General features: G+C 39.1%; 19 protein-coding genes. 10 read left to right on the top strand and 9 right to left on the bottom strand.

The window, feature by feature from the left end; translation table 11 throughout:
• Positions 1-3: 3 nt before the first annotated feature.
• Complete coding sequence (locus BW142_RS07200; protein WP_076924413.1) at positions 4-1,755, top strand: DEAD/DEAH box helicase; 1,752 nt, start codon at positions 4-6, stop codon at positions 1,753-1,755.
• 35 nt (positions 1,756-1,790) lie between these two features.
• On the opposite strand, the gene BW142_RS07195 is transcribed toward BW142_RS07200, so the two are convergent.
• A complete protein-coding gene (locus tag BW142_RS07195) occupies positions 1,791-2,126 on the bottom strand; it encodes a ribonuclease E inhibitor RraB (RefSeq protein WP_024599771.1) in 336 nt (111 codons plus the stop codon).
• Positions 2,127-2,343: 217 nt separating this feature from the next.
• Between BW142_RS07195 and BW142_RS07190 the strand changes: the two genes are divergently transcribed.
• From BW142_RS07190 to BW142_RS07180, 3 genes are read left to right on the top strand one after another with little or no spacing between them, the layout of a single operon-like run.
• Positions 2,344-4,071: an autotransporter assembly complex family protein gene (locus BW142_RS07190; protein ID WP_024599770.1), complete on the top strand. Its 1,728-nt coding sequence runs from the start codon at positions 2,344-2,346 to the stop codon at positions 4,069-4,071.
• The gene (locus BW142_RS07185; RefSeq protein ID WP_076924412.1) at positions 4,071-7,760 is read left to right on the top strand and encodes a translocation/assembly module TamB domain-containing protein; all 3,690 of its coding nucleotides are present in this window, start codon (positions 4,071-4,073) and stop codon (positions 7,758-7,760) included. Before BW142_RS07190 ends, BW142_RS07185 begins: the two co-directional genes overlap by 1 nt.
• Before the next feature lie 32 nt (positions 7,761-7,792).
• Complete coding sequence (locus BW142_RS07180; protein WP_076924411.1) at positions 7,793-8,698, top strand: peptidylprolyl isomerase; 906 nt, start codon at positions 7,793-7,795, stop codon at positions 8,696-8,698.
• 514 nt (positions 8,699-9,212) lie between these two features.
• Here BW142_RS07180 and queF read toward each other — a convergent pair.
• On the bottom strand, positions 9,213-10,058 hold the full coding sequence (queF, locus tag BW142_RS07175; protein ID WP_076924410.1) for an NADPH-dependent 7-cyano-7-deazaguanine reductase QueF: 846 nt from the start codon (positions 10,056-10,058) through the stop codon (positions 9,213-9,215).
• Between the two features lie 59 nt (positions 10,059-10,117).
• On the opposite strand from queF, the gene syd reads away from it, so the two are divergent.
• Positions 10,118-10,657, top strand: coding sequence for a SecY-interacting protein (syd, locus tag BW142_RS07170; protein ID WP_076924409.1), 540 nt, complete (start codon positions 10,118-10,120; stop codon positions 10,655-10,657).
• 66 nt (positions 10,658-10,723) lie between these two features.
• Here the strand turns inward: syd and BW142_RS07165 are convergent, their stop codons facing one another.
• From BW142_RS07165 to BW142_RS07155, 3 genes are all read right to left on the bottom strand, one after another.
• Positions 10,724-11,497, bottom strand: coding sequence for a Zn-ribbon-containing protein (locus tag BW142_RS07165; RefSeq protein ID WP_024599765.1), 774 nt, complete (start codon positions 11,495-11,497; stop codon positions 10,724-10,726).
• A 13-nt stretch (positions 11,498-11,510) separates the two neighbouring features.
• Positions 11,511-11,777, bottom strand: a complete 267-nt coding sequence (locus BW142_RS07160; protein ID WP_007378199.1) for a hypothetical protein — start codon at positions 11,775-11,777, stop codon at positions 11,511-11,513.
• 96 nt (positions 11,778-11,873) lie between these two features.
• On the bottom strand, positions 11,874-12,110 hold the full coding sequence (locus tag BW142_RS07155; RefSeq protein WP_024599764.1) for a DUF2789 domain-containing protein: 237 nt from the start codon (positions 12,108-12,110) through the stop codon (positions 11,874-11,876).
• 314 nt (positions 12,111-12,424) lie between these two features.
• Here BW142_RS07155 and BW142_RS07150 point away from each other — a divergent pair, with 314 nt between their 5' ends.
• On the top strand, positions 12,425-13,078 hold the full coding sequence (locus BW142_RS07150; protein WP_076924408.1) for a GNAT family N-acetyltransferase: 654 nt from the start codon (positions 12,425-12,427) through the stop codon (positions 13,076-13,078).
• An 849-nt stretch (positions 13,079-13,927) separates the two neighbouring features.
• Here the strand turns inward: BW142_RS07150 and BW142_RS07145 are convergent.
• Positions 13,928-14,227, bottom strand: coding sequence for a DUF3301 domain-containing protein (locus tag BW142_RS07145; protein ID WP_002963032.1), 300 nt, complete (start codon positions 14,225-14,227; stop codon positions 13,928-13,930).
• Positions 14,228-15,256, bottom strand: a complete 1,029-nt coding sequence (locus tag BW142_RS07140) for a DUF3549 family protein (RefSeq protein WP_024599762.1) — start codon at positions 15,254-15,256, stop codon at positions 14,228-14,230.
• A 104-nt stretch (positions 15,257-15,360) separates the two neighbouring features.
• Between BW142_RS07140 and BW142_RS07135 the strand changes: the two genes are divergently transcribed.
• The 3 genes from BW142_RS07135 to BW142_RS07125 are packed head-to-tail and all read left to right on the top strand — an operon-like array spanning position 15,361 to position 16,887.
• Positions 15,361-15,681 (top strand): YqcC family protein, encoded by a 321-nt coding sequence (locus tag BW142_RS07135; protein ID WP_024599761.1) that lies wholly within the window; start codon positions 15,361-15,363, stop codon positions 15,679-15,681.
• Positions 15,674-16,438 carry a tRNA pseudouridine(65) synthase TruC gene (gene truC, locus BW142_RS07130; protein ID WP_024599760.1) on the top strand — a complete coding sequence of 255 codons (765 nt, stop codon included), beginning with the start codon at positions 15,674-15,676 and terminating at the stop codon, positions 16,436-16,438. The genes BW142_RS07135 and truC overlap by 8 nt, the downstream gene beginning before the upstream one ends.
• Positions 16,438-16,887, top strand: coding sequence for a flavodoxin (locus BW142_RS07125; protein ID WP_076924407.1), 450 nt, complete (start codon positions 16,438-16,440; stop codon positions 16,885-16,887). The genes truC and BW142_RS07125 overlap by 1 nt, the downstream gene beginning before the upstream one ends.
• Positions 16,888-16,955: 68 nt before the next feature.
• On the opposite strand, the gene BW142_RS07120 is transcribed toward BW142_RS07125, so the two are convergent.
• Together BW142_RS07120 and gloB are read right to left on the bottom strand one after the other, a co-directional pair.
• Positions 16,956-18,536 carry a LysM peptidoglycan-binding domain-containing protein gene (locus BW142_RS07120; protein WP_076924406.1) on the bottom strand — a complete coding sequence of 527 codons (1,581 nt, stop codon included), beginning with the start codon at positions 18,534-18,536 and terminating at the stop codon, positions 16,956-16,958.
• Between the two features lie 155 nt (positions 18,537-18,691).
• Positions 18,692-19,465 (bottom strand): hydroxyacylglutathione hydrolase, encoded by a 774-nt coding sequence (gloB, locus tag BW142_RS07115; RefSeq protein WP_024599757.1) that lies wholly within the window; start codon positions 19,463-19,465, stop codon positions 18,692-18,694.
• A 53-nt stretch (positions 19,466-19,518) separates the two neighbouring features.
• Between gloB and BW142_RS07110 the strand changes: the two genes are divergently transcribed.
• A complete protein-coding gene (locus BW142_RS07110; protein ID WP_024599756.1) occupies positions 19,519-20,304 on the top strand; it encodes a class I SAM-dependent methyltransferase in 786 nt (261 codons plus the stop codon).
• Positions 20,305-20,320: the final 16 nt, after the last annotated feature.

Raw genomic sequence — 20,320 nt, 5'->3', positions numbered from 1 at the left:
CCCATGAGCTATAAACTAAGACCTTACCAGCAAGAAGCCGTAGAACGCACCGTTTTACACTTTAGAAAGAGTAATGATCCTGCCGTTATTGTGCTACCAACTGGTGCAGGTAAAAGCCTTGTTATTGCTGAACTTGCCCGTATTGCTAAGCAAAAAATATTAGTACTTGCTCATGTAAAAGAGTTGGTAGAGCAAAATTCGCAAAAATATAAAAGTTTTGGTTTAGAGGCGAGTATATTTTCAGCAGGTTTAAAAGAAAAGTCATTAAACCATCAAGTAACGTTTGCTAGTGTGCAATCACTTTCTCGTAATTTAAATAAATTAAATGAGCATTATTCGTTACTTATTATTGATGAATGCCACAGGGTAAATGGGGATAAAAAAAGTCAGTACGGTAAAGTAATAAACAGTTTAAAAGAATATAACCCTCAGTTAAAAGTATTGGGTTTAACAGCAACACCTTATCGGCTAGGAACGGGGTGGATATACCATCATCATTATCATGGCTTTGTTAAAGGTACTCAAGAAAGTCCGTTTAAAAGTTGTATTTTTGAATTGCCGCTCAGGTATATGATCAAACATAATTATTTAACGCCGCCAAACGAAGTTGATGCAGCGATAAGTCATTATGATTTTTCGTCTTTAGATAGTAATGCATTTGGGCAATACACGACTAATGATATGAATGCGCTTTTAAAAAACAGTGAGCGCGCTACGAAAGCTATATTACAGCAAGTTATTCAATACAGTGAAGAGCGTGAAGGTGTTATGGTTTTTGCAGCCACGGTAATGCATGCTCAGGAAATATTAAGCTACTTGCCAGCTCATCAAAGCGCACTTATAACAGGTGATACGCCAAACAATGAGCGCGATAAAATCATTACGCAATTTAAAGCTAAGCAATTAAAGTATCTAGTTAATATATCAGTACTAACGACCGGCTTTGATGCGCCACACGTCGATTTTATAGCTATTTTAAGACCTACAGAATCAGTTAGTTTATATCAACAAATTGTGGGGCGAGGTCTCAGGTTATCTGAATCAAAAACAGATTGCTTAGTAATCGATTATGCCGGCAATGGTTTTAATTTATTTCACCCAGAAGTAGGCGATAAAAAAGGCGATAGTGATAATGAACCTGTGCAGGTACTTTGTCCTGGCTGTGGTTTTGCAAATATATTTTGGGGTAAAACTGATTCTGCAGGAAAAGTAATAGAGCACTTTGGCAGGCGATGTAAAGGGCTGTTAGAAGATGATGATGGGCATAAAGAGCAGTGCGATTATCGTTTTAGGTTTAAAGAGTGTGAGCAGTGCGGTGCCCAAAATGATATTGCTGCACGTAAATGCCACGATTGCGGCGCGGTAATGGCCGATCCTGATGATAAATTACGTAATGCCTTAAACCTAAAAGACGCACTTGTACTTCGTTGTAGTGGTTTATCAGTAACTCAAATTAAAGATGAGCTCTTTAAAATAACGTATTTTGATGAAGATGGCACAAGTTGCGATGAGGTATATAACCTGGCAAATAAAGGCGGGCAATTTATATTTAATAAGCAATTTGGTCAACGCGTGGGGCTTGGGCAAACACCGATAGACTTTAAAACTGCAGAGCAAGTAGTAAAAGCACAATTTGAATTAGTACCACCGGATTTTGTTATTGCACGAAAAAGTAAAAAGTATGGTTGGAAAGTGGCAGACAAGCTATTTGACTATAAAGGGAATTTTAGAAAAGCAAATCAGTTAAGCCGATAAGCTTAACTGATCGAGTACATTAGATTAAAAGGCAATTAAGCCTCGTCATCATCCATCAATCCCCAACCGTCACCGTATCCATTAAAGCTGTTAGCAATGCTTTCAATGTATTGCTCGGCTTGTCCAAGAAGGGTGTGCTCTGGCACCATTTGTACTTGAGTGATTACTTCCCAAACGCCAGTGTCTTTGCATTTTCCAAGCTCAGTGTTTTGAACTAATGCATCAGAGACTATTTCTTTAGCAAATTTTTCAGCATCGGCTTCTTGTTCAAATAAGATAAAAAAATCGACTTGGTGCATTTTATTTAAATCAATGCCAGCAGCAGCTATTTCGGCTAAAAGTTGGCCGTTATCATCATCAGGGAATTGCATTAAAAACTCATTTAAAATTAATTTTGTATTCGTAGGCACTATTGTAACTAAAATATTGTCCTAACGCGTACTAATTTTCATTATATCAACCTTTATACAATACATAATTTATCACCTTAGATTGTTATTAAGTTAATGTGTTGCTCATTATGGCTATGCTAATATGCCTTTAATTCGTTAACTGTGTATTTAAGATATTAAAAGTAAGGATATTTACTTGTTTATTAAGTTTTTACGTTGCATGTGTGTTGTGATCGCTTTAATTGCGACAAATAGCTATGCGGCAGAAAAAGTCATAGAAGATTACGAAATTAAAGGGTTAAATGGTGATTTAGAAAGTAACGTAGCCCTTTACCTCAAGCAATTAATTGGTGAGAAGCCAACCCGTACACTTCGCCGCTATGCTCAAAAGCAAGTACAAAATAGTATCAAAGCACTTGGTTATTACAGCCCAACCGTTGAAGTTGAGTTTGATAAAGACGACAGTGAATTAATCGTTAAAGTTGAGCGAGGGCCTGCAACTCGTATAGAAGCAATTAACATTACTTTAAATGGGGATGGCCAAAGCGATACCCAATTGCAGGCATTAATTAACAACATCAGCTTAAAACAAGGCGATGTTCTAAATCATGGTAAATACGACTCAACCCATAAAAAAATAGAATCAATGCTATTAGAACTTGGTTATTTTGATGCTAAGTGGCCAGCACGTAAATTAGAAGTGTCGGTTAAAAAAAATAGTGCTGTTATTACTTTTGTTATTGATACCGGAGTCAGGTATCAGTTTGGCAATATACAAATTGCCACTAATACACCCGCTGAAAAATACATACGCTCTATAGCGCCTTTCTCGCAGGGCCAACCTTATAAATCAACACATATTGCTGATTATAATTTAGATCTATCAAGCACCCCTTATTTCGCAAGCGTGCGTGTTTATGCTGACATTGCAGCACGTCAAAATAGCCAAGTTCCTATTAAAGTAGATGTACTCCCTAAGCCCGCTAATAGCTATGAAGTTGGTGGCGGCTATAGCACTGACTTAGGACCCAAAGTGCGTTTTAAATGGAGTAAACCGTGGATCACAGAAGACGGCCATTACCTCGAAACTAATCTAAACGTGGCACAAAAACAGCAAGATATTTCCATGGCCTATACAATTCCAGTTGATGATCCTAATGATGATTTATGGCGTTTCTCTGTTGGCTACAAGTTAGAAGATGAACTAACAAACGACACTTACAGTGAAATACTCACGGGGCAAGTTCAGCGACAATGGTTGACCGAAAATAAGTGGGTGCGTACGGCATTTTTACGCCGTGACCAAGAAACTTATCGCATTGGTGATGAGCCTGAAGAAAGCACCGAAATGTTAATGCCCGGCATTAGCTACGCGCGCAAAAAATCAAAAGGCGGCACGACTCCTTATTGGGGAGAGCAGTGGCTTATATCTGCTGAGTTTGGTTTAGATGATGTACTTTCGAGTACTAATTTGATTAGGGTGCAAATGCAACATGCATGGTTACGTACTTATTTAGATAAGCATTTAGTGTTTTTAAAAGCAAATGTAGGTGCAATGCTAGTTGATGATATTGAAAACGTACCTTACTCACTGCGTTTTTACGCAGGTGGCGATCAAAGTGTTCGTGGTTTTGCGTACCAATCAATATCGCCAGAAAATGATGATGGCGACCTCATCGGTGGTAAATACTTACTCACCAGTACAATAGAGTACAACTATCAGTTTGCTCAAAACTGGCGCGCGGCTTTATTTGTTGACGGTGGTACTGCGACGAATGATTTTTCTGATGACTTTGAAGTAGGCGCTGGTTTTGGTTTTCGTTATTTAACACCCGTTGGCCCTGTGCGTATAGATCACGCTTGGGGATTAACAAAAGAAAGTAAAAGCACACGTTTAAGTATTACCATAGGGCCAGAAATTTAATGTCAGTATTAAAAAAGATAACAGCCGCCGTAAGTGCTATTTTTGTCACGTTAGTTGTTGCACTATTTTGTTTGTTATTTACCGCACCCGGTAATCAATTTATTGCCTATAGTGCAAACAAAGCCGTAGATGGCCTACATATTGAAATCAAAGATGGCCGTTTTATTTATAATGATGCCTTTAATGTACGCTTTACTAGCAATGGCTTGGATTTTAATGCTCAACAATTGAAAATTGATTTGTTTTGGTGGCAATGCGATGGGATTTGTATAGATAACTTAAGTGCTAAATCTATAGATTTAACGTTACCAAAAACTGCAGAATCACAAGAAGAAGCCCCGACAGAGCCGCTTGAAAAAATCAGCTTACCTTTTAATATTGCTGTAAAAAATATTGCGATAAACAAATTTACTCTAGAGCATCCAAGCGCAAACGTAAGTGTGGATAACTTTAAACTCTCAGCAAAAGCAGAGGGCTCTAAGCTCACGGTTAAAAGCCTGAATATCCCTACCATACTGATTGCTTTAAAAGAGCAAGAACAAGACGCGAAAACACAAACTGCGCAAAATGCTCAAGCGCCTTTAACGCATCTACCTGCTTTGCCTAATATAGAATTTACTTCGCCACTTGATTTAGTCGTTGAGGACTTTGAAATAGCTGAAGTTACGATAGAACAAGGCGAAGCCCAGCATATTATTGAAAATATAGCGCTGCGGTTAAATGTAGAAGATGCGGCTGTTAATTTAGAGTCATTCTCAGCAAAGTATGAACAGTGGCAGCTCAATACACATCTTAACGCTGAGCTTGCAGGAAACTTACCTTTAAAAGGGAGTGTTGTTTTACAAAGTGATGAGCACCAAGCTAACTTGGAACTAGGTGGCGACTTATCAAACCTAAACTTAAATTTAGAAACACAGGGGCAATATCCACTTAATTTAACGGCAACAGCAAATTTAAAGCAAAAAAACTACCCGTTTGAGTTAAATGGCAAAATTAAGCAGTGGCTTATTGATGCGCAAAGTAATGAGCTTAAAGTACGAAATGTTAACCTTAACGCACAAGGTAATGCTGACGACTATCAGCTTAGCCTGCAGGCGAATAGCCAACTAGGCGCTTACCCAGCTGTTGACTTAAAGACCCAATTAAATGGCAGTCTCACCAAAGCAACATTACAAGCGCTAAGCATAAAAGCGAACGAAAGCAGTGCAACTATAAAAGCCAATGTTGATTGGCAAAAAGGAATACAGGCTAGCTTTAATGGCACGCTTGCTAACTTAAAAGCGCAGTACTTAACTGACGCTGTCACTAGTGACATTTCAGGGCAGTTTAAAGGCTCGTTTAATGCCGCAGCTGATGCGTGGCAGCTACAAATGGATAATACAAAGTTAAGCGGATTACTTAACGATGTACCACTAGAATTTGCTTCAAACTTTAAGCTCGATAATACGTTAAAAGCGAACATTGATAGCTTTTATTTAAGTAGCGGCACCAATAAGTTAGTACTAAGCGGACAAGTTGATGATACTTGGCAGGTTGATGGCAAAGTAACGCTAAAAAGTGATGAAAAAGCTAATATTCCATTTACTGCTGATGGCAACGCAAATTTAAAAGTGAGAGGTGAGCGATTAACGCCCTCTGTTGATTTAGCGTTAATACTAGATCGCTTTATTTTTGATGAAATAAACATTAATAAATTATCAGTAAAAGGGCAGTTAGATACCGCTGCCGATTGGCAAACGGATATATCGGTAAGTGTTGGTTCGGCGCTTGTGGCCGACCAAAAAATTAATAGCGTTAAAATTGATGCCAGCGGCGATAAAACTGATCACCAACTTACGGCATCAGTAGATGCCGAGCAAGGCAGTGTAGAGCTGGAAGTTAATGGCAAAATTAATAATACCACTTGGAATGGCGAGCTTAGCAATATAACACTTAGTGATAAAAAGCTAAGCTTTAGTAACACTAAAAATATTGCCATTATGGTTAATACTCAAACCAGCGACTTTAATGTAAGCGCGCATTGTTGGGCATCTGAGCAAAGTGAATTATGTATAGACACGCTAGCTCAAACAAAAGAACTTGGTCAGTTAAATGCAAAATTAAGTAACTTAGCACTTGAAGAGCTTAAGCACTTTTTGCCTGATAATATTCGGACTCGCGGTAATATTGCTGGCGATGTCGCACTTAATTGGCGTGGCGGTGCACTTAAAACATTACGTGCAAATATCGATTCTAGCGATTTAACTGCGGTTTTAATTTCTGATGAAGATCGTTTCAAATTACCTATCGAAACGTTAAGTATCAGTGCATTTTCGGATTCTCAAATTGGCAAGCTTGAAGCTAACTTAGAATCAAGTGTACTTGGTAAAATAAATACACAAATTAATATCGACGATATACAAAATACTCAAGCGCTTAATGGCACCATTAATATAGATAAAATACTACTGTCAGACTTACAACCATTTCTTGAAACTCTCGAGCAGTTAAAAGGAGATATTAGTGGGAAAGTCGCGTTAGCAGGTACGTTAAAAGATCCTTTATTAAATGGCGAGCTTAACGTTAGCGATATTAGTTTAGAGGGCGAGCAACTACCTATAGCGCTGCAAAAATCAAACATAAACGTATTGTTTGATAAAACAACAGCCACAATAAAAGGCAACTTAAACGACAATCAGGGCGGTAAAATAAACCTAACAGGTGATGTTGATTGGCAAGGTTCGCAGCCTGCTGTAAATGTTGCGGTAGTTGGCGAGCAGTTTTATGTTCGCGCGCAGCAGGGAGTTACTTTTAAAGTATCGCCAGACTTAAAAATAGGTTTGGCTAATAATGCACTCAAGCTTGTTGGTGAGGTAGTTGTGCCTTACGGTCGCATAATGATTGAAGAGCTCCCTGAGGGGGCGGTGCAAGTTAGCGATGATGAAATTATTGTTGATCAAAAAACTGAAGCTACCGAAAAAGTCCCGTTTGATTACGACATAGATTTAAAAGTGATTGTTAAAAACGATGTAAAAGTAGAATCGTTTGGCTTGGAATCAAAAGTTGCGGGTGATTTAGCGATAAAAATGAGTCAAGGTGCGCCAATTATAGCCACAGGTGAGCTTAACTTAATTGAAGGTACTTACTTAGCCTTTGGGCAAGACTTAATAATCAGCACCGGGCAAGTCGGTTTTAGCGGCTCAATTGAACAACCATTTTTGAATATAAAAGCTATACGTAACCCAGATACCACTGCAAATGGAGTCATTGCAGGGGTCACGCTCACGGGAAATGTTGAACAACCCACGCTCAAAATATTTTCTGAGCCTGCGATGGATCAAGCTCAAGCACTTGCATATTTACTTAATGGCCAACCTTTGGGTGACGGGGAAAGTTCGTCAAGCGATGCTATGCTCACACAGTTATTACTTTCTCAAGGGGTTAGCCGCAGCGAAGGGGTTGTTTCTAAGGTGGGTGAAACCTTTGGGTTATCAGATGTAAGTTTAAGCTCATCTGGTAGTGGCGATAGCACCAAAGTAGAAATATCAGGTTACGTAGCACCCAGCTTACAAGTTAAATATAGCGTGGGTGTATTTGATTCGCTCAGTGAGGTGGCTGTGCGATATCAGTTACTTTCACAGTTATACATAGAAATAACGAGCGGCCTATACCAAAATGTTGATGTGCTATATAAGTTTGACTGGGAATAACCAAAACTATAATAATTATAAGGATATGAGTGATGAAAAAAATTATATTGCCAGCTCTGCTTAGTGTTTTATTAAGCGGTTGTGCTCAACAATTTGGCAATGGTGTTGTTAATCAAGAGCTACCTTTATTGAGCGCGAGTGAAGTCATTGCTAGTGCAACAGATAATGACTGGCGAGTGGTGGACGCTCAAAATATTTTAAAGATAACGCTGCCAACGGGCGATGCGTACATTGAGCTTAATGAGCTGCTTGCCCCAAAGCACGTTCAAAACATTAAAAAGTTAGCACGAGAAGGGTTTTATAAAAATACCAGCGTTTATCGGTTTGTTGAAGGTTTTGTAGCGCAAGGTGGCGACAGCTCGGGTAAAAAATTAATTAAAACAGCGGATAGAACAGTCCCTGCTGAGTTTTATTCAACAACAAACAAGCCACTTTTAATTACTGAGCTAAATGGCGACGGATATGCACCAGTTACTGGCTTTTTAAACGGCTTTGCAGTAGCTCAAAACTCAGCACATACGCAAACATGGCAAGTGCATTGTAGTGGCGTGTTTGCCATGGCGCGCGATAACTATATAAATAGTGCGAGCACGGAGTTTTTTGTAACGATAGGGCAAGGCCCGCGCTACCTTGATAAAAACATTACGGTGTTTGGTCGAGTGCTCGAAGGTATAGAACATTTTAACCGTTTAGCGCGTACACCAACTGAGGGAAAAGCATTTAACCCAATTACCAATATACAAGTCCTTGGCGATGTCCAAAGCGATAAAAGTATATTTAAAGTGATGAAAACAAACTCAGCTGTGTTTAAAAACTTAATCAGTGCTCGTAAAAACCGTGTTGAACCTTGGTTTGTTAAAGCACATAACTACGTTGATGTGTGTGGTATGCCCATACCTACTAAGCGCGAAGTTATACCAATTCCAATAAATAGCTGATCTATTTTACTTGCTAAAACAACCCATTTCTTTGTTGTAAATTTCACAAAGGGAACATTTACATCAATTTACGCCTAGAACTGAATTGTTTTTTCTGCGTAAAATTTAGATCACATACTTAATGGAATTGGTATTAATTAAAGAATGTAAAAAGGAGCCCAGGCTCCTTTTTTAATACTAGGGTCTGTCGAACTTTGCGGATTAAAATTTGTTCAACCTAGGGGCTGTTTAATCGCGGCGCGAGGTTTGTAACCTAGTGGGCTCGATAACTGCTCCTGCGTTATTCTACTGGCTTACATCCATGTAAGAATAAGTAAAAACCGAGCAACAAAGAGTGAATAGCCCCTAGGCAGAACCCTTTGGGCAACTCCTGTTTGGCATTAATGCTACGTTATCGCCTATTTATGGGGAACAACCACACTACTTAGGCTCTGCCTTGCCTAAATACTAAATAGACTGCTGCAAATTTAACCATGAAAGGTCAACAGACCCTAATATTCCAGTTTAAAATAACCTACTGACGATTAATTTTAACGGCAAATGGCGTATCGTTATAGTGCGTAGAGCGATACGGGTTTATATCAAGCCCGCCGCGACGAGTATAACGCGCGTAAACCTCTAACTCTTTAATATTAAGTTGTGTTGTTAAATCGCTATAAATACGCTCAACACACTGCTCATGAAATTCGTTATGCGTTCTGAACGAAATTAAATAACGCAGTAACGACTCGCGACATATTTGCTCGCCTGTGTATCGTATAATCACACTTGCCCAGTCAGGCTGGGAGGTAATTAAACAGTTTGACTTGAGTAAATGACTGTAGAGCGTTTCAGTTACTACGTTATCACTTTTTGCTTTAAGTGAATTAGCATCAATATCGTAATTATTAATTTCAATATCTAAGTCATCAATACATTCACCTGGTAGCGCCGTACACGGTAAGCAATTGTAATCATCAGGATTATATAAAGTCACTTTGACAGGACTGTTAACCGCGTTTGATAAGTCATCAATTAAATGCTGTTTTATTACATCAATGCTTTCAAATCGGGTTTGGTTAAAGCTATTTAAATAAAGTTTAAACGACTTTGACTCAATAATATGGCTGCTTTGGCACTCAAAGGTAAATAAGGCCACGGCAACTTGGGGTTTACCTTTAATGTTTAACCATGAAAGCTCGTAACCTGTCCAAATGTCTTGGCCTTTAAATGGCAGCTCAGCTTCGTCAATATTTAAAGCATCACGATTTAATTTGCGCGCAATAGGGAAAAGCAAGCTTGGCGTGTACACATCTACATACTCAGTAGATTGGCCTAATACGCTACCTTTAAGGTCTGGAGAATTGCTGTAATCTGTCATGTTTGCTCTTAAATAGTTACAATGGGGACATTATATCTAATTTAAATGAGTTTCACAGTATGTCTGTTGCATTGCTTATAGAACAACTTCATCAAAAATTTAGCGAAAATACCCTTAAAAACACTGCAAAGTACCCACTTATTACACACGACGATCAATGGCCAAGCCCATGTGAAGTTGGTGAGGTTGACGAGCAAGGTAACATTCAATGGCAGGGCGCGCGTCAGCAACCTGCAGGTTCGCTTAATGATTTAGCCAGCGCACTTGAGCTTGAGTTTCCAAAAGAGCTTAGCGAGCTATATGGGCATATGTACGGTGGAAGCATTTCAGCAAGTATTGATGGGCATCAAGTTGAATTGCTACAAGCATGGAACGAAGAAGACTTTAATTTGTTACAGCAAAATATAACGGGTCACGTTTTAATGAAACGCAAGCTCAAGCAGCCAGAAACGGTATTTATTGGTTTAACAGATCAAGATGATTTACTAGTGAGTGTTTTGGTGCACACTGGTGAAGTATGTTTAGAGCATGTTGGCAAAAACACACACCATGTACTTGCTCCCAACATTAATGCTTTTTTAAAGGCATTAGAGGTTTAGAGTCTATTCAAGAATCAGCTTGGTGCATTTAGCACCAAGCTATTGTTGCTCATTAATTTAGTGTAATTACTGAAAATCCCACGATATATTAGACACTAAGCCACATGGCTCACACCTAAAGTCGAATAACCCAAACCACGATTCAGGTAATTTCCAGTCGCCATTACAACTAGGGCATTTTCGTTCAAGTTCAGACGCTTTATCTACGCCGCCTACACGGTATAAATAATAATAGGTTGGCTTTTTAGTTAAAAAACTAATTCGCTTTGTTATGTCTTTTCCGCGTCTATATAAGTCGCTTTTAATACTCGATATTTCTTCAAGTGCCGGGAATTCACAACGGGTTGCGCCGTTAATTTGAATTTGATCGCAGGCTTGCCAATCTTCTTGCCATTTTATAAGTGTTTTGTAATCACCATTAGCAATTGCCGGAATACGAAATAGCGGCACAGGCAAAAAGTCATCACCACAATAAAGCGGGCTACACGTATGTACATAGGTTGTGTATAAAATATAACTAGATGGTTCTTTACAGCAATCAGCGCCGTTGGAATGAATATCTTGTCCAATCACTTTCACTTTTGGCGCAAGTAGCCCCGCACTATGCAACTTTTCGATACTGTGCTTAACAAACGGGCTGTTATTTAGCGGGTGCATTGCATCTTCGGTCGGGCACATTACACGGGTAATAAAAAATCCATCTTTTAAAACGGTTGGAAATTCTTCACCCATTATTTGACCATTAAAACGCAGTGCATTGACTAAGCGATTTATTGCCTGTTCGGCTTGTTCTAAGGTGGTGTCTTGGTAGCAATCAAAAGTTAAATCAACAACGAACATTTATAGTCTCAAATTATTTTTGTTCTAGCAGTGCAAGAAGTTTATCGAGTTTTTGCTCAATTCTATCTAATTGACTTGTTTTAAGCTCAGTATTATCTGACTGCTGTGGGTTTCTCATGAAGTTATTAATTGAATCAGGATTGTTTTTATATTGGCTTACTGCTGCAATAATCATCGGCATAGGAACCGGTTGCGCCAAACGGCTTTTAGTTAGTGCTACAGTAGGGGTTTTGCCTTCATCAAGAAGGGCTTTAATTGCATCAAATACAACTGAATTCATTAGATATATAACTCTTTAATAAAATAAATACGCAGCATATAAATGCTGCGCAGATGCTATGTTAGCAATAAATAAGGGAGGGTACATTAAATAAAGTTACTTACTTTGACGAATGCGTACATCTAACTCGTCAATTACTTCACACCAATCACCGTCTTGTGCAAGCGATTCAGCTAAAAAGTGCTGTTGTGCTTCATCCCAAAAAGAAGCTTCTTGGAGTAGCGTTGTGTCTTCTAATTCATGTGAGGCAATAAATGCATCTATTTGTTCATCAGAATTAGGTAATCCAAGTTGTGCAAATAGTGTATTGATGTCGTGTTTAGTCGTATCCATGATATTGCTCCTTATACCAGTTTTATTAAAAACATGACCATTCTAGCGTATTAAATAGCTCACTTACTGCGTTAAAAATTATTCATATAGAACAACTATATGTCATAATTTTCGCCTTGTTATTGTGCTATTTTCCTAGCGCTATAATAGAACACTCATTTAATGCAATTGGTATTAACTAAATGAAAACTTATTCTAAGGACTAACTCTACTCCTAGCTAGTTAAACTCTCGCTGAATTTACGGTTAATAATTTTAGGTATATAGTTAGGTATAAAGTTAAACAGTCTATAGCTAAATAATAAAGGAAATACAATGAGTGTAACCACACCAGCTGATACGTTCAGCGTACAGTATTTAGCCGCAGAAGATATTAGCACTGCAGCGAGCTTAATTTATCAGGCTTACCATGACGATCCTGTATTACTAAACATGCTTAGCTACAATGACGAAAATAAATCAGTTTACGAAAAAAAATTACGCTCATTAATTCGCGAAGAGCTCAGTAGTTTTTGGCAAGAAAAGCAGCCATTAATTGGTTTATACCGCAACGATAAATTAAAAGCAGTAGCGTGTGTATTTGAATCTAATAGCCAATTACAAGCGCAGCGTTATTGGCACTGGCGTTTAAAATTAATGCTGAGTGCGGGCTACTTACAAACAAATCAATTAATAGATAAAGAACAAACAATTAGAGATGCCCTTAAAGAGAAAGGCAATTACTACTTTTTAGCTTTTATTGCCGTAGATCCGCATTTTCATGGGCAAGGGTTTGGTCGTTACTTACTACGAGGGCTTGATGATTTAGTTAAATGTAACACTGAGTCAACGGGGATGGCTGTATTTGTAACGCGCAAAGAACACATTGAATTTTTTAAAACCGAAAAATTTGAAGCATTTAAAAACCTTACTTTTAACCAAGTAGAGGGCGAGTTACTGTTTAAATCAATAATTGAGCCAACTATTTAAAATTATAATGTAAGCCAATGCGCCCAAACGGACATAAGACCGTGAGATATATCTTACATTGTCGTGAGCATTCTCAGTTAAAGGCTATTAATAAGTAGCCTTTTTTCATTCAAGCTATTGTTATTTAAAGTCTATTTTTATTTTTCATTTTTGTGACGTTTATTTATTTAATGTTAAGTCCTATTTCTCCCCCCTGATTGCTTTAAACTTCTCTTTGTCAAGACGACATAGCTCAATGATTGAGTAACTGCCAAGGATACGGAATAGGCAACATAGCAGACGCTAGCAGGAAGCATAAAGGACAAGCTAAAACGGATACAAGGAAGAATAAGGAAGTGCATGAAGCACTTAGTAGCTAGGAGTTACTTTAGGATAATCACGGATGGCGCTACAGGAAGTAGCAGGAGCGTTAGTTTACGCAGGACGGCCAAGATGGCAAGTGGACATAGCAGGATGCAAAAAGTGGCAGGAGCTACTTAAAAGGATTACCAGGGATGATGCTACGGGATGTAGCTAAACGATAGGTTTCGTGGGTTTGCCAAGATGGCTATGGATATTGCTGGATGCAATAAGTGGCAGGAGCTACTTAAAAGGATTACCAAGGATGATGCTACGGTATGTAGCCAAACGATAGATTTCGTGGGTTTGCCAAGGTGGCTATGGATATTGCAGGATGCAATGTGAGGGTAAACAAGGTTGTTTACTCGTTCAGGGGATGATAATACGGATTTAAGATAATGGATATCTAGCAGGATGCAGTCCAATTGGGGCGTAACTTTAGTTACGCCTTAGTTTTTTGTGCTGAATTAAGTTTATTAAATCAAAACAAATTCCCTTAAGGTATAAGCTTTATATTTTATGCGGCGGAACAACCACACTTTTCAAAAACTCATTTTCCATAATTAGCACACCTTGATAAGCATTTTCACCATCGCTTGAAAACTCAAATATAAATTCGCTTTTGATGCCTGGCTTGCCGTTCTTTAAAAAACCAAAGCGGCGTTTTGTGCATGCAACACTCATCAACTGCACCTGCAGTTGCTCACTTTGACGTTTAGCATGAACGTTCGCCGCTTCAGCAACCTTTCGGTTAAGCCAAAATAAGTAAATTACACTACCAATAAGTATGAACGTCCATAAACTTGCCATTTAAGAGAATAACCTTCCAATTGCACGCGCGAGGGTTTCGCTACGATTTTCTTTACGTAATAAGCCTAATAAATGCGGGCGAATAGTCGGTATTGCAACTAAGTCAGCAAAAATACTTGGAAACAATTCTTCAATTTTTTGATGATGTGCGCAATTATCCATAAATACATGTAAGCGTTCAGGGTTCTCTAATTGCTTAAAACACCGTCCAGCTATTGTTAATAATACATCAGAGTCTTGTCCCACCGGTGAGCTTAATACATTATCAACTAATTGAGCGCATAGCCCTTGAGCTTGACCTTTTGATGCAGATCTTAGTGCTGCGGTTATAGCCACTGTGTCGTTGTTACTAATTGCGGCCTGCGTGTAATTAACAAGTAACTCACTCATTGATGTTGGTATTTCAACGTGTTCAAGCATGGCACTGAGTGGTTGCAGTACTTCAATGGGTAAATGCGCCCATGCTTTTTGAAGATTACTTAAGTTTGTATCGCTGTCTAAGCGTAGTGCAAAATCGGCAATACCCTGCAGTGCAACACTTTGCCAATTATCAAAACCAATTTTACCGCTAAAGTATAATTGTGCATGCTCGTAATACTGCGACGCAGGCTGTTTTAATAGTACTTTTACTTGGGCATTAAATGCCGCTAATTTATTTGCGTTTGGCGTAAAAACATAAGGGTTATTATCAAGCTTTCCATCGGCTTGCTCACCTGTAATTTCAGTGCCTAGGGCTTGAATAATCATATCAGCAAAATGATCGCGACTAGCACTTACAAGTATACTTTGCTCGTCTAGTGGAAACTTTAAAAACCATACATAAGGTTCTTTACTGGCTTTAGTATCCCAAAATTGAATAGCTAGCCAAGCATGACCAGCAAGAGGATAAGGGTAAGGCACTTGAGCTTGTTCAATAGCTAAAAATTGTTTTTTATCAAGCTTAGTAATATGCCTGCCAATATCAAAAGCACGCCACTGAGTACCCGCACCATCTAAAAGCTGACCTAATGTAGCTATTTGATCACTCATTGTTTTCTCAACTGTTTTTACTGCAAAATTACATCAATTATACGCCATAGCCGCCTATGAGGGAACAGGGTATAATTGCATTACATATATAAAAGAGGGTGGTTATGTACCAGCAAACCCAAACTTATTTAGTGCAGTTAACGGCACTTTTAAAAAAGCATCAGCTTTGGCAAAGTGAGCCAATAGACGCTGATGCACTGCTTTCAAATACTCCTTTTTGTCACGATACAATGGCATTTGAGCAGTGGTTACAATTTGTATTTATTGATAAAATACAAAAATTAATAACGCACAAGCAACCACTGCCACGTAACTTTGCTATTGCGCCTATGGCGCAAATGACACTTGTGAATAAAGCAGGGAGTGATGAAATAATTGAATTACTAACAGCCCTTGATACCTTTTTAGGAGAACCAAATGAGTGAGCGTCCAGCGCCTATTGAATATGGCGAGCTGACTATTTTGTATCAAGATGAAAATTATGTGGCTATAAATAAGCCTTCAGGTTTATTAGTGCATCGCTCGTTTTTAGATAAACACGAAACCCAGTTTGCTATGCAAATGTTGCGTGACCAGCTAGGGCAACATGTATTTCCAGTACATAGGCTCGATAGACCTACGTCGGGCGTATTGCTGTTTGCACTGAGCTCTGAAGCAGCTCGCGATATGAACCAGCTATTTATTGAAGGTACCATTGCTAAGCGCTATTTGGCCTTAGTGCGCGGTTTTGCACCAGAGTCAGTATTTTTAGATAAACCACTTAAAGAAGAACTTGATAAAATAGCCGATAAGTTTGCAGATCAAGATAAAGCACCGCAAGAAGCGCAAACCCAGTTTAATTGTCTGCACCAAGCTGCACTGCCTATTCCTATTGGTAAGTACCCAACAGTGCGTTACTCGTTAGTTGAGTGTTTTCCAAAAACAGGGCGCAAGCATCAAATTCGCAGACACTTAAAGCACTTATCACTGCCTATTATTGGTGATGTAAATCACGGTGATAATCAGCATAATCAATTTTTTAGAGAGCATTTTGAACTAAGACGCTTAATGTTATTTGCAACAGAGCTTAGTTTTTTGCACCCTTATAGTAATGAATCAATAACAATTAAAGCGCCACTAGGTGAAGACATGCTTGAAATATGTAAGCAGCTAGGTTGGCCAAAGCAAGAAAAGGATTATTAATGGCACATATTAGTATTTTTGTAGGCAGCGTTAATGGCGGTGCAGAGCGTTTAAGCGATGAAGTTGCAGCCACAATTGAGCAAGCGGGTCATACTGCAACGCTAATTACTGAAGCATCACTTGATGATATAAAAAATGCATCGCATATTTTAATTGTTACCTCCACAACAGGCCAAGGTGATGTACCGAGTAATTTGGCAGGATTGTACTTTGCAATGAATAGCACTTTCCCAATGCTTACCGATAAACCGTTTGGTGTAATTGCAATGGGTGACAGATGTTACGGCGATACATTTTGTGGCGCAGGACGTAGCTTTGACGAGTTACTACGCGATTTACAAGCAAAGCCTGTGGGCAACCGCCTAGAAATAGATGCATGTGAAGATTTTGAACCATGGCCGGTAGCCGAGCCTTGGTTAAAAGCATGGCTGGAGAAACTACCTGCTTAATCCTTAACGTTAAAGTATTGAAAAAGGAGCGCATGCGCTCCTTTTTACTTTTAATATAGTTTTATAAATTAACTACTTCTGACATCTACTTTAAGTTTTAGCTTTTGGCCAGGTTGTAAGTATTTTTGACCGGCTAAGTTATTCCACTTAATAATTTCGTTAACGCTGAGATTAAATTTAGACGCAATACGTGCCAGTGAATCACCACGGCGTACTTTGTATGTAATAGTACGGTTGGTACTTGCCGTTGCTTGTGGTTTATTAGCTGATTTATAAACAGTTAGTTTTTGATTTAGGCGCAATACAGAGTTTTTCTTTAGCTTATTCCATTTAGCCAGCTCATCCATAGTTACGTCATATTCGCGGCTAATGTCCCATAATGTGTCGCCACTTTTAACTGTGTGCGAAAGCTTTGTGCGAGTTGCTTTATTAGCAGCTAAACGCATCTGCTTTGGTAAATGTTCGCTATTTATAGCGCCATCAGTAAGGGGGACTAATAACTCTTGGCCTACTTTAATCGTATTTGATTTGAGTTTATTAAGCGATCGGATTGCACTTGAGCTTGTTGTAAACTTTTTGGCAATTACCGATAAGCTGTCGCCTCGAGCCACAATATAACGCTGCCAGCGTAATCTGTTTTTAACATCAGTGTTTGCTAGTTTTTGACTAAATTCCTCTGATTTATCAACAGGCAATAATAAAGAATGAGGGCCATTAGGATCAGTTGCCCAGCGATTAAAACCAGGGTTTAATCTGTATAGCTCAGTAAGCGTCATATCAGCCATATCAGCAGCAAGCGCTAAATCTATTTGCGAGCCAACATCAACCACTTCAACCACTTGTGCATTAATTACTGGTTGCCATGTAACGTTAAAATCATCTGAGCGTTTTAATAAATCGGCAAGTGCTAATAACTTTGGTACGTAGGCTGTTGTTTCACTTGGTAAATCAAGAGACCAAAAATCGGTAGGTAAATGCTTTTTACGATTCTTTTTAATAGCGCGCATCAAGCGCCCTTCACCCGAGTTGTAAGCAGCAATCGCATTTAGCCAATCGCCTTCAAGGGTTTTGTGTAAATACGATAAGTAGTCAAGTGCTGCGCGAGTCGATTGCACGATGTCGCGACGACCGTCGTACCACCAGTTTTGTTTTAAATCGAATCGCTCACCAGTTGCAGGCATAAACTGCCAAATGCCCGACGCACTGCGATTAGAGTATCCAAATGGGTCAAATGCGCTTTCTACAATAGGAAGTAGTGCAATCTCGATTGGCATTTCGCGCTTTTCTACTTCCTCAACAATAAAGTGTAAGTAAGGTTCTGCACGTTTAGAAATACGATCTAAATAGGCTTGGTGGCGAGCGTAATAATTACGTTCAGTAACAACAGGGCGGTTTTGCGGTATTTCGATAGAAAGTTGGTAGCGAATTCGCTCCCATACATCATCAAATACGGGAGCTTCTTGCTCATCAGGGTCAACTTGCTGATATTGTGCGTTTACCATCAATGCATTGTTAATGTCGTTAGGACTTGCGCCTTCGAGTTGTTGGTTTGCTTGCGTGGCGACTTGAGAGTCTGAGTCTAGAGTTGCCACAGTTTGACAACCACTTAGCGCTAACGCCAAGGCTATTAATAGGGGAGATTTATTCATAAATACCAATACATCGGGTAAAAAACTCGGCGAATACTACCTGTTATGAGTTAACATTGCCACTTAATGACTTTTTAAAACGCAGAAATAGAATCATCACTATATCTTAAGTTAATGATTCTAATAAAATAAATATTAAAGTATTAGTTTGTGCATTAAAAATTGTCTTTGAACTGTCTCAGACTAGCAAAGTTTCCCCAAGGTTCATTGTTTTTTGTAACCGAGATGAATTTTCCTGGCACTAACTCTGTAATGGTTGGCAAATCGCTACGCATAAATGGATTTATTTTTAGCTCCTGTCCAATAGAAGTTGGTAGGGAAATTTGGTTATTACTGCGTAACTCATTTACTTTTTTACTGTACGCAAGGAGTTCCGGGTTGCGTGGTTCAACCGCTTTGGCAAAGGCAAGATTAGCTTGCGTGTATTCGTGCGTGCAATACACACTACAGCTTGCAGGCAACTCTCTTAGTTTATTAAACGATTCCCACATTTCCTTTGGCGTGCCTTCAAATAGGCGCCCACATCCACCGCTAAACAATGTATCGCCTGTAAAAGCAAGTTCATCATTTGTATAGCAAATATGATCAAGTGTATGCCCAGGCGTCGCTAAAATAGTAAAGTTAATATTAAGTACGCTAATGCTTTGACCATCAGTAAGTGAGTGAGTAATGCCTTTAAATGGACTATTCGCGGGGCCATAAACCGATATATTTGGATAGGCGCCAACTAATGCAGCTACGCCATCAGTGTGGTCGTAGTGATGATGCGTAATTAAAATCCCACCAAGCGTAAGTTCGTGCTCAGCTAGATACGCTAATACGGGCTGTGCTTGGCCAGGATCGACTACCCATGCTTGGTTACTGTTATCGGTAGTTAAACACCAAATGTAATTATCAGAAAAGGCTTTAATTGCTTTGACTTGCACCATGGTAAATTGCTCTATAAAGTGACATTTATCGCATAGTATAACGAGCTCAAAAAATGAAACCAGCCCTTAGTTTTCAAGAAGGACCCAAACCACTGTCGTGGCAGCAGTTTCCTCATGGGGATTATTTGCGTGCAGATATTGAACGTAAGATGGAGCAGTGGCTGCCGCGTATGTTTGGCTATCATATGCTTAAGCTAGGTAATTTAAGTGGCGAATTAAACACAAGTATAAGTACGATTAAACACCAAGTGTGTGTTGCAGAGCCTGGGCCTTACACCGGGGTAGTCGCTGACATAGACGAATTACCATTTTACGAGCACAGTATTGATGCCTGCATACTAAGCCATTGCTTAGAGTATCATTCAGACCCACATCACATTTTACGAGAAGCACATCGCACGCTTATTCCGGGTGGTTATATAGTAGTGACTGGCTTTAATCCATTTAGTTTATGCGGACTTGCACAAATGCTGCCTTTTAGTGGTCAGAAATTACCATGGACGGGGCGCTTTTTTACACCCGCACGGGTTAAAGATTGGCTAAACTTACTTGGTTTTGAAATTGTAAGTGATGAACGTTTTATTTATTCATCACTGGCAAGAGGTAATAGGCTATCAAGGTTTGAGTTTTGGCGTACTTTTGCAAAACAGTATTTAAAACCAATGGGCAGTGTTTATATGCTGGTGGCACGAAAAAGAGTTGCGCCACTTACGCCAATAAAACCTAAGTGGCATGCAAGGCCGCAGTTTGCACCAGTAAAAGGGGCAGGGCTTAGACAAACGTCAAAGCAGCATTACAAAACGTGCGACCAAGAAAATAATACCAATTGCATTAAATAAGTGATCTATTATAGCG

The organism is Pseudoalteromonas sp. EB27, assembly GCF_001974875.1.
Taxonomy (GTDB): domain Bacteria; phylum Pseudomonadota; class Gammaproteobacteria; order Enterobacterales; family Alteromonadaceae; genus Pseudoalteromonas.
The sequence above is the reverse complement of the archived record's forward strand: the minus strand, read 5'-3'. Positions and strand labels throughout refer to the sequence as shown.

Bases quoted from the DNA above. Each gene is read 5' to 3' on its own strand.
- BW142_RS07185 (WP_076924412.1), top strand. From the start codon at position 4,071: ATGTCAGTATTAAAAAAGATAACAGCCGCCGTAAGTGCTATTTTTGTC.
- BW142_RS07165 (WP_024599765.1), bottom strand. From the start codon at position 11,497: ATGTTCGTTGTTGATTTAACTTTTGATTGCTACCAAGACACCACCTTA.
- truC (WP_024599760.1), top strand. From the start codon at position 15,674: ATGAGTGAGCGTCCAGCGCCTATTGAATATGGCGAGCTGACTATTTTG.
- BW142_RS07150 (WP_076924408.1), top strand. From the start codon at position 12,425: ATGAGTGTAACCACACCAGCTGATACGTTCAGCGTACAGTATTTAGCC.
- BW142_RS07180 (WP_076924411.1), top strand. From the start codon at position 7,793: ATGAAAAAAATTATATTGCCAGCTCTGCTTAGTGTTTTATTAAGCGGT.
- BW142_RS07135 (WP_024599761.1), top strand. From the start codon at position 15,361: ATGTACCAGCAAACCCAAACTTATTTAGTGCAGTTAACGGCACTTTTA.
- BW142_RS07155 (WP_024599764.1), bottom strand. From the start codon at position 12,110: ATGGATACGACTAAACACGACATCAATACACTATTTGCACAACTTGGA.
- BW142_RS07110 (WP_024599756.1), top strand. From the start codon at position 19,519: ATGAAACCAGCCCTTAGTTTTCAAGAAGGACCCAAACCACTGTCGTGG.
- gloB (WP_024599757.1), bottom strand. From the start codon at position 19,465: ATGGTGCAAGTCAAAGCAATTAAAGCCTTTTCTGATAATTACATTTGG.
- BW142_RS07200 (WP_076924413.1), top strand. From the start codon at position 4: ATGAGCTATAAACTAAGACCTTACCAGCAAGAAGCCGTAGAACGCACC.
- BW142_RS07145 (WP_002963032.1), bottom strand. From the start codon at position 14,227: ATGGCAAGTTTATGGACGTTCATACTTATTGGTAGTGTAATTTACTTA.
- BW142_RS07125 (WP_076924407.1), top strand. From the start codon at position 16,438: ATGGCACATATTAGTATTTTTGTAGGCAGCGTTAATGGCGGTGCAGAG.
- BW142_RS07120 (WP_076924406.1), bottom strand. From the start codon at position 18,536: ATGAATAAATCTCCCCTATTAATAGCCTTGGCGTTAGCGCTAAGTGGT.
- syd (WP_076924409.1), top strand. From the start codon at position 10,118: ATGTCTGTTGCATTGCTTATAGAACAACTTCATCAAAAATTTAGCGAA.
- BW142_RS07195 (WP_024599771.1), bottom strand. From the start codon at position 2,126: ATGCAATTCCCTGATGATGATAACGGCCAACTTTTAGCCGAAATAGCT.
- queF (WP_076924410.1), bottom strand. From the start codon at position 10,058: ATGACAGATTACAGCAATTCTCCAGACCTTAAAGGTAGCGTATTAGGC.
- BW142_RS07140 (WP_024599762.1), bottom strand. From the start codon at position 15,256: ATGAGTGATCAAATAGCTACATTAGGTCAGCTTTTAGATGGTGCGGGT.
- BW142_RS07160 (WP_007378199.1), bottom strand. From the start codon at position 11,777: ATGAATTCAGTTGTATTTGATGCAATTAAAGCCCTTCTTGATGAAGGC.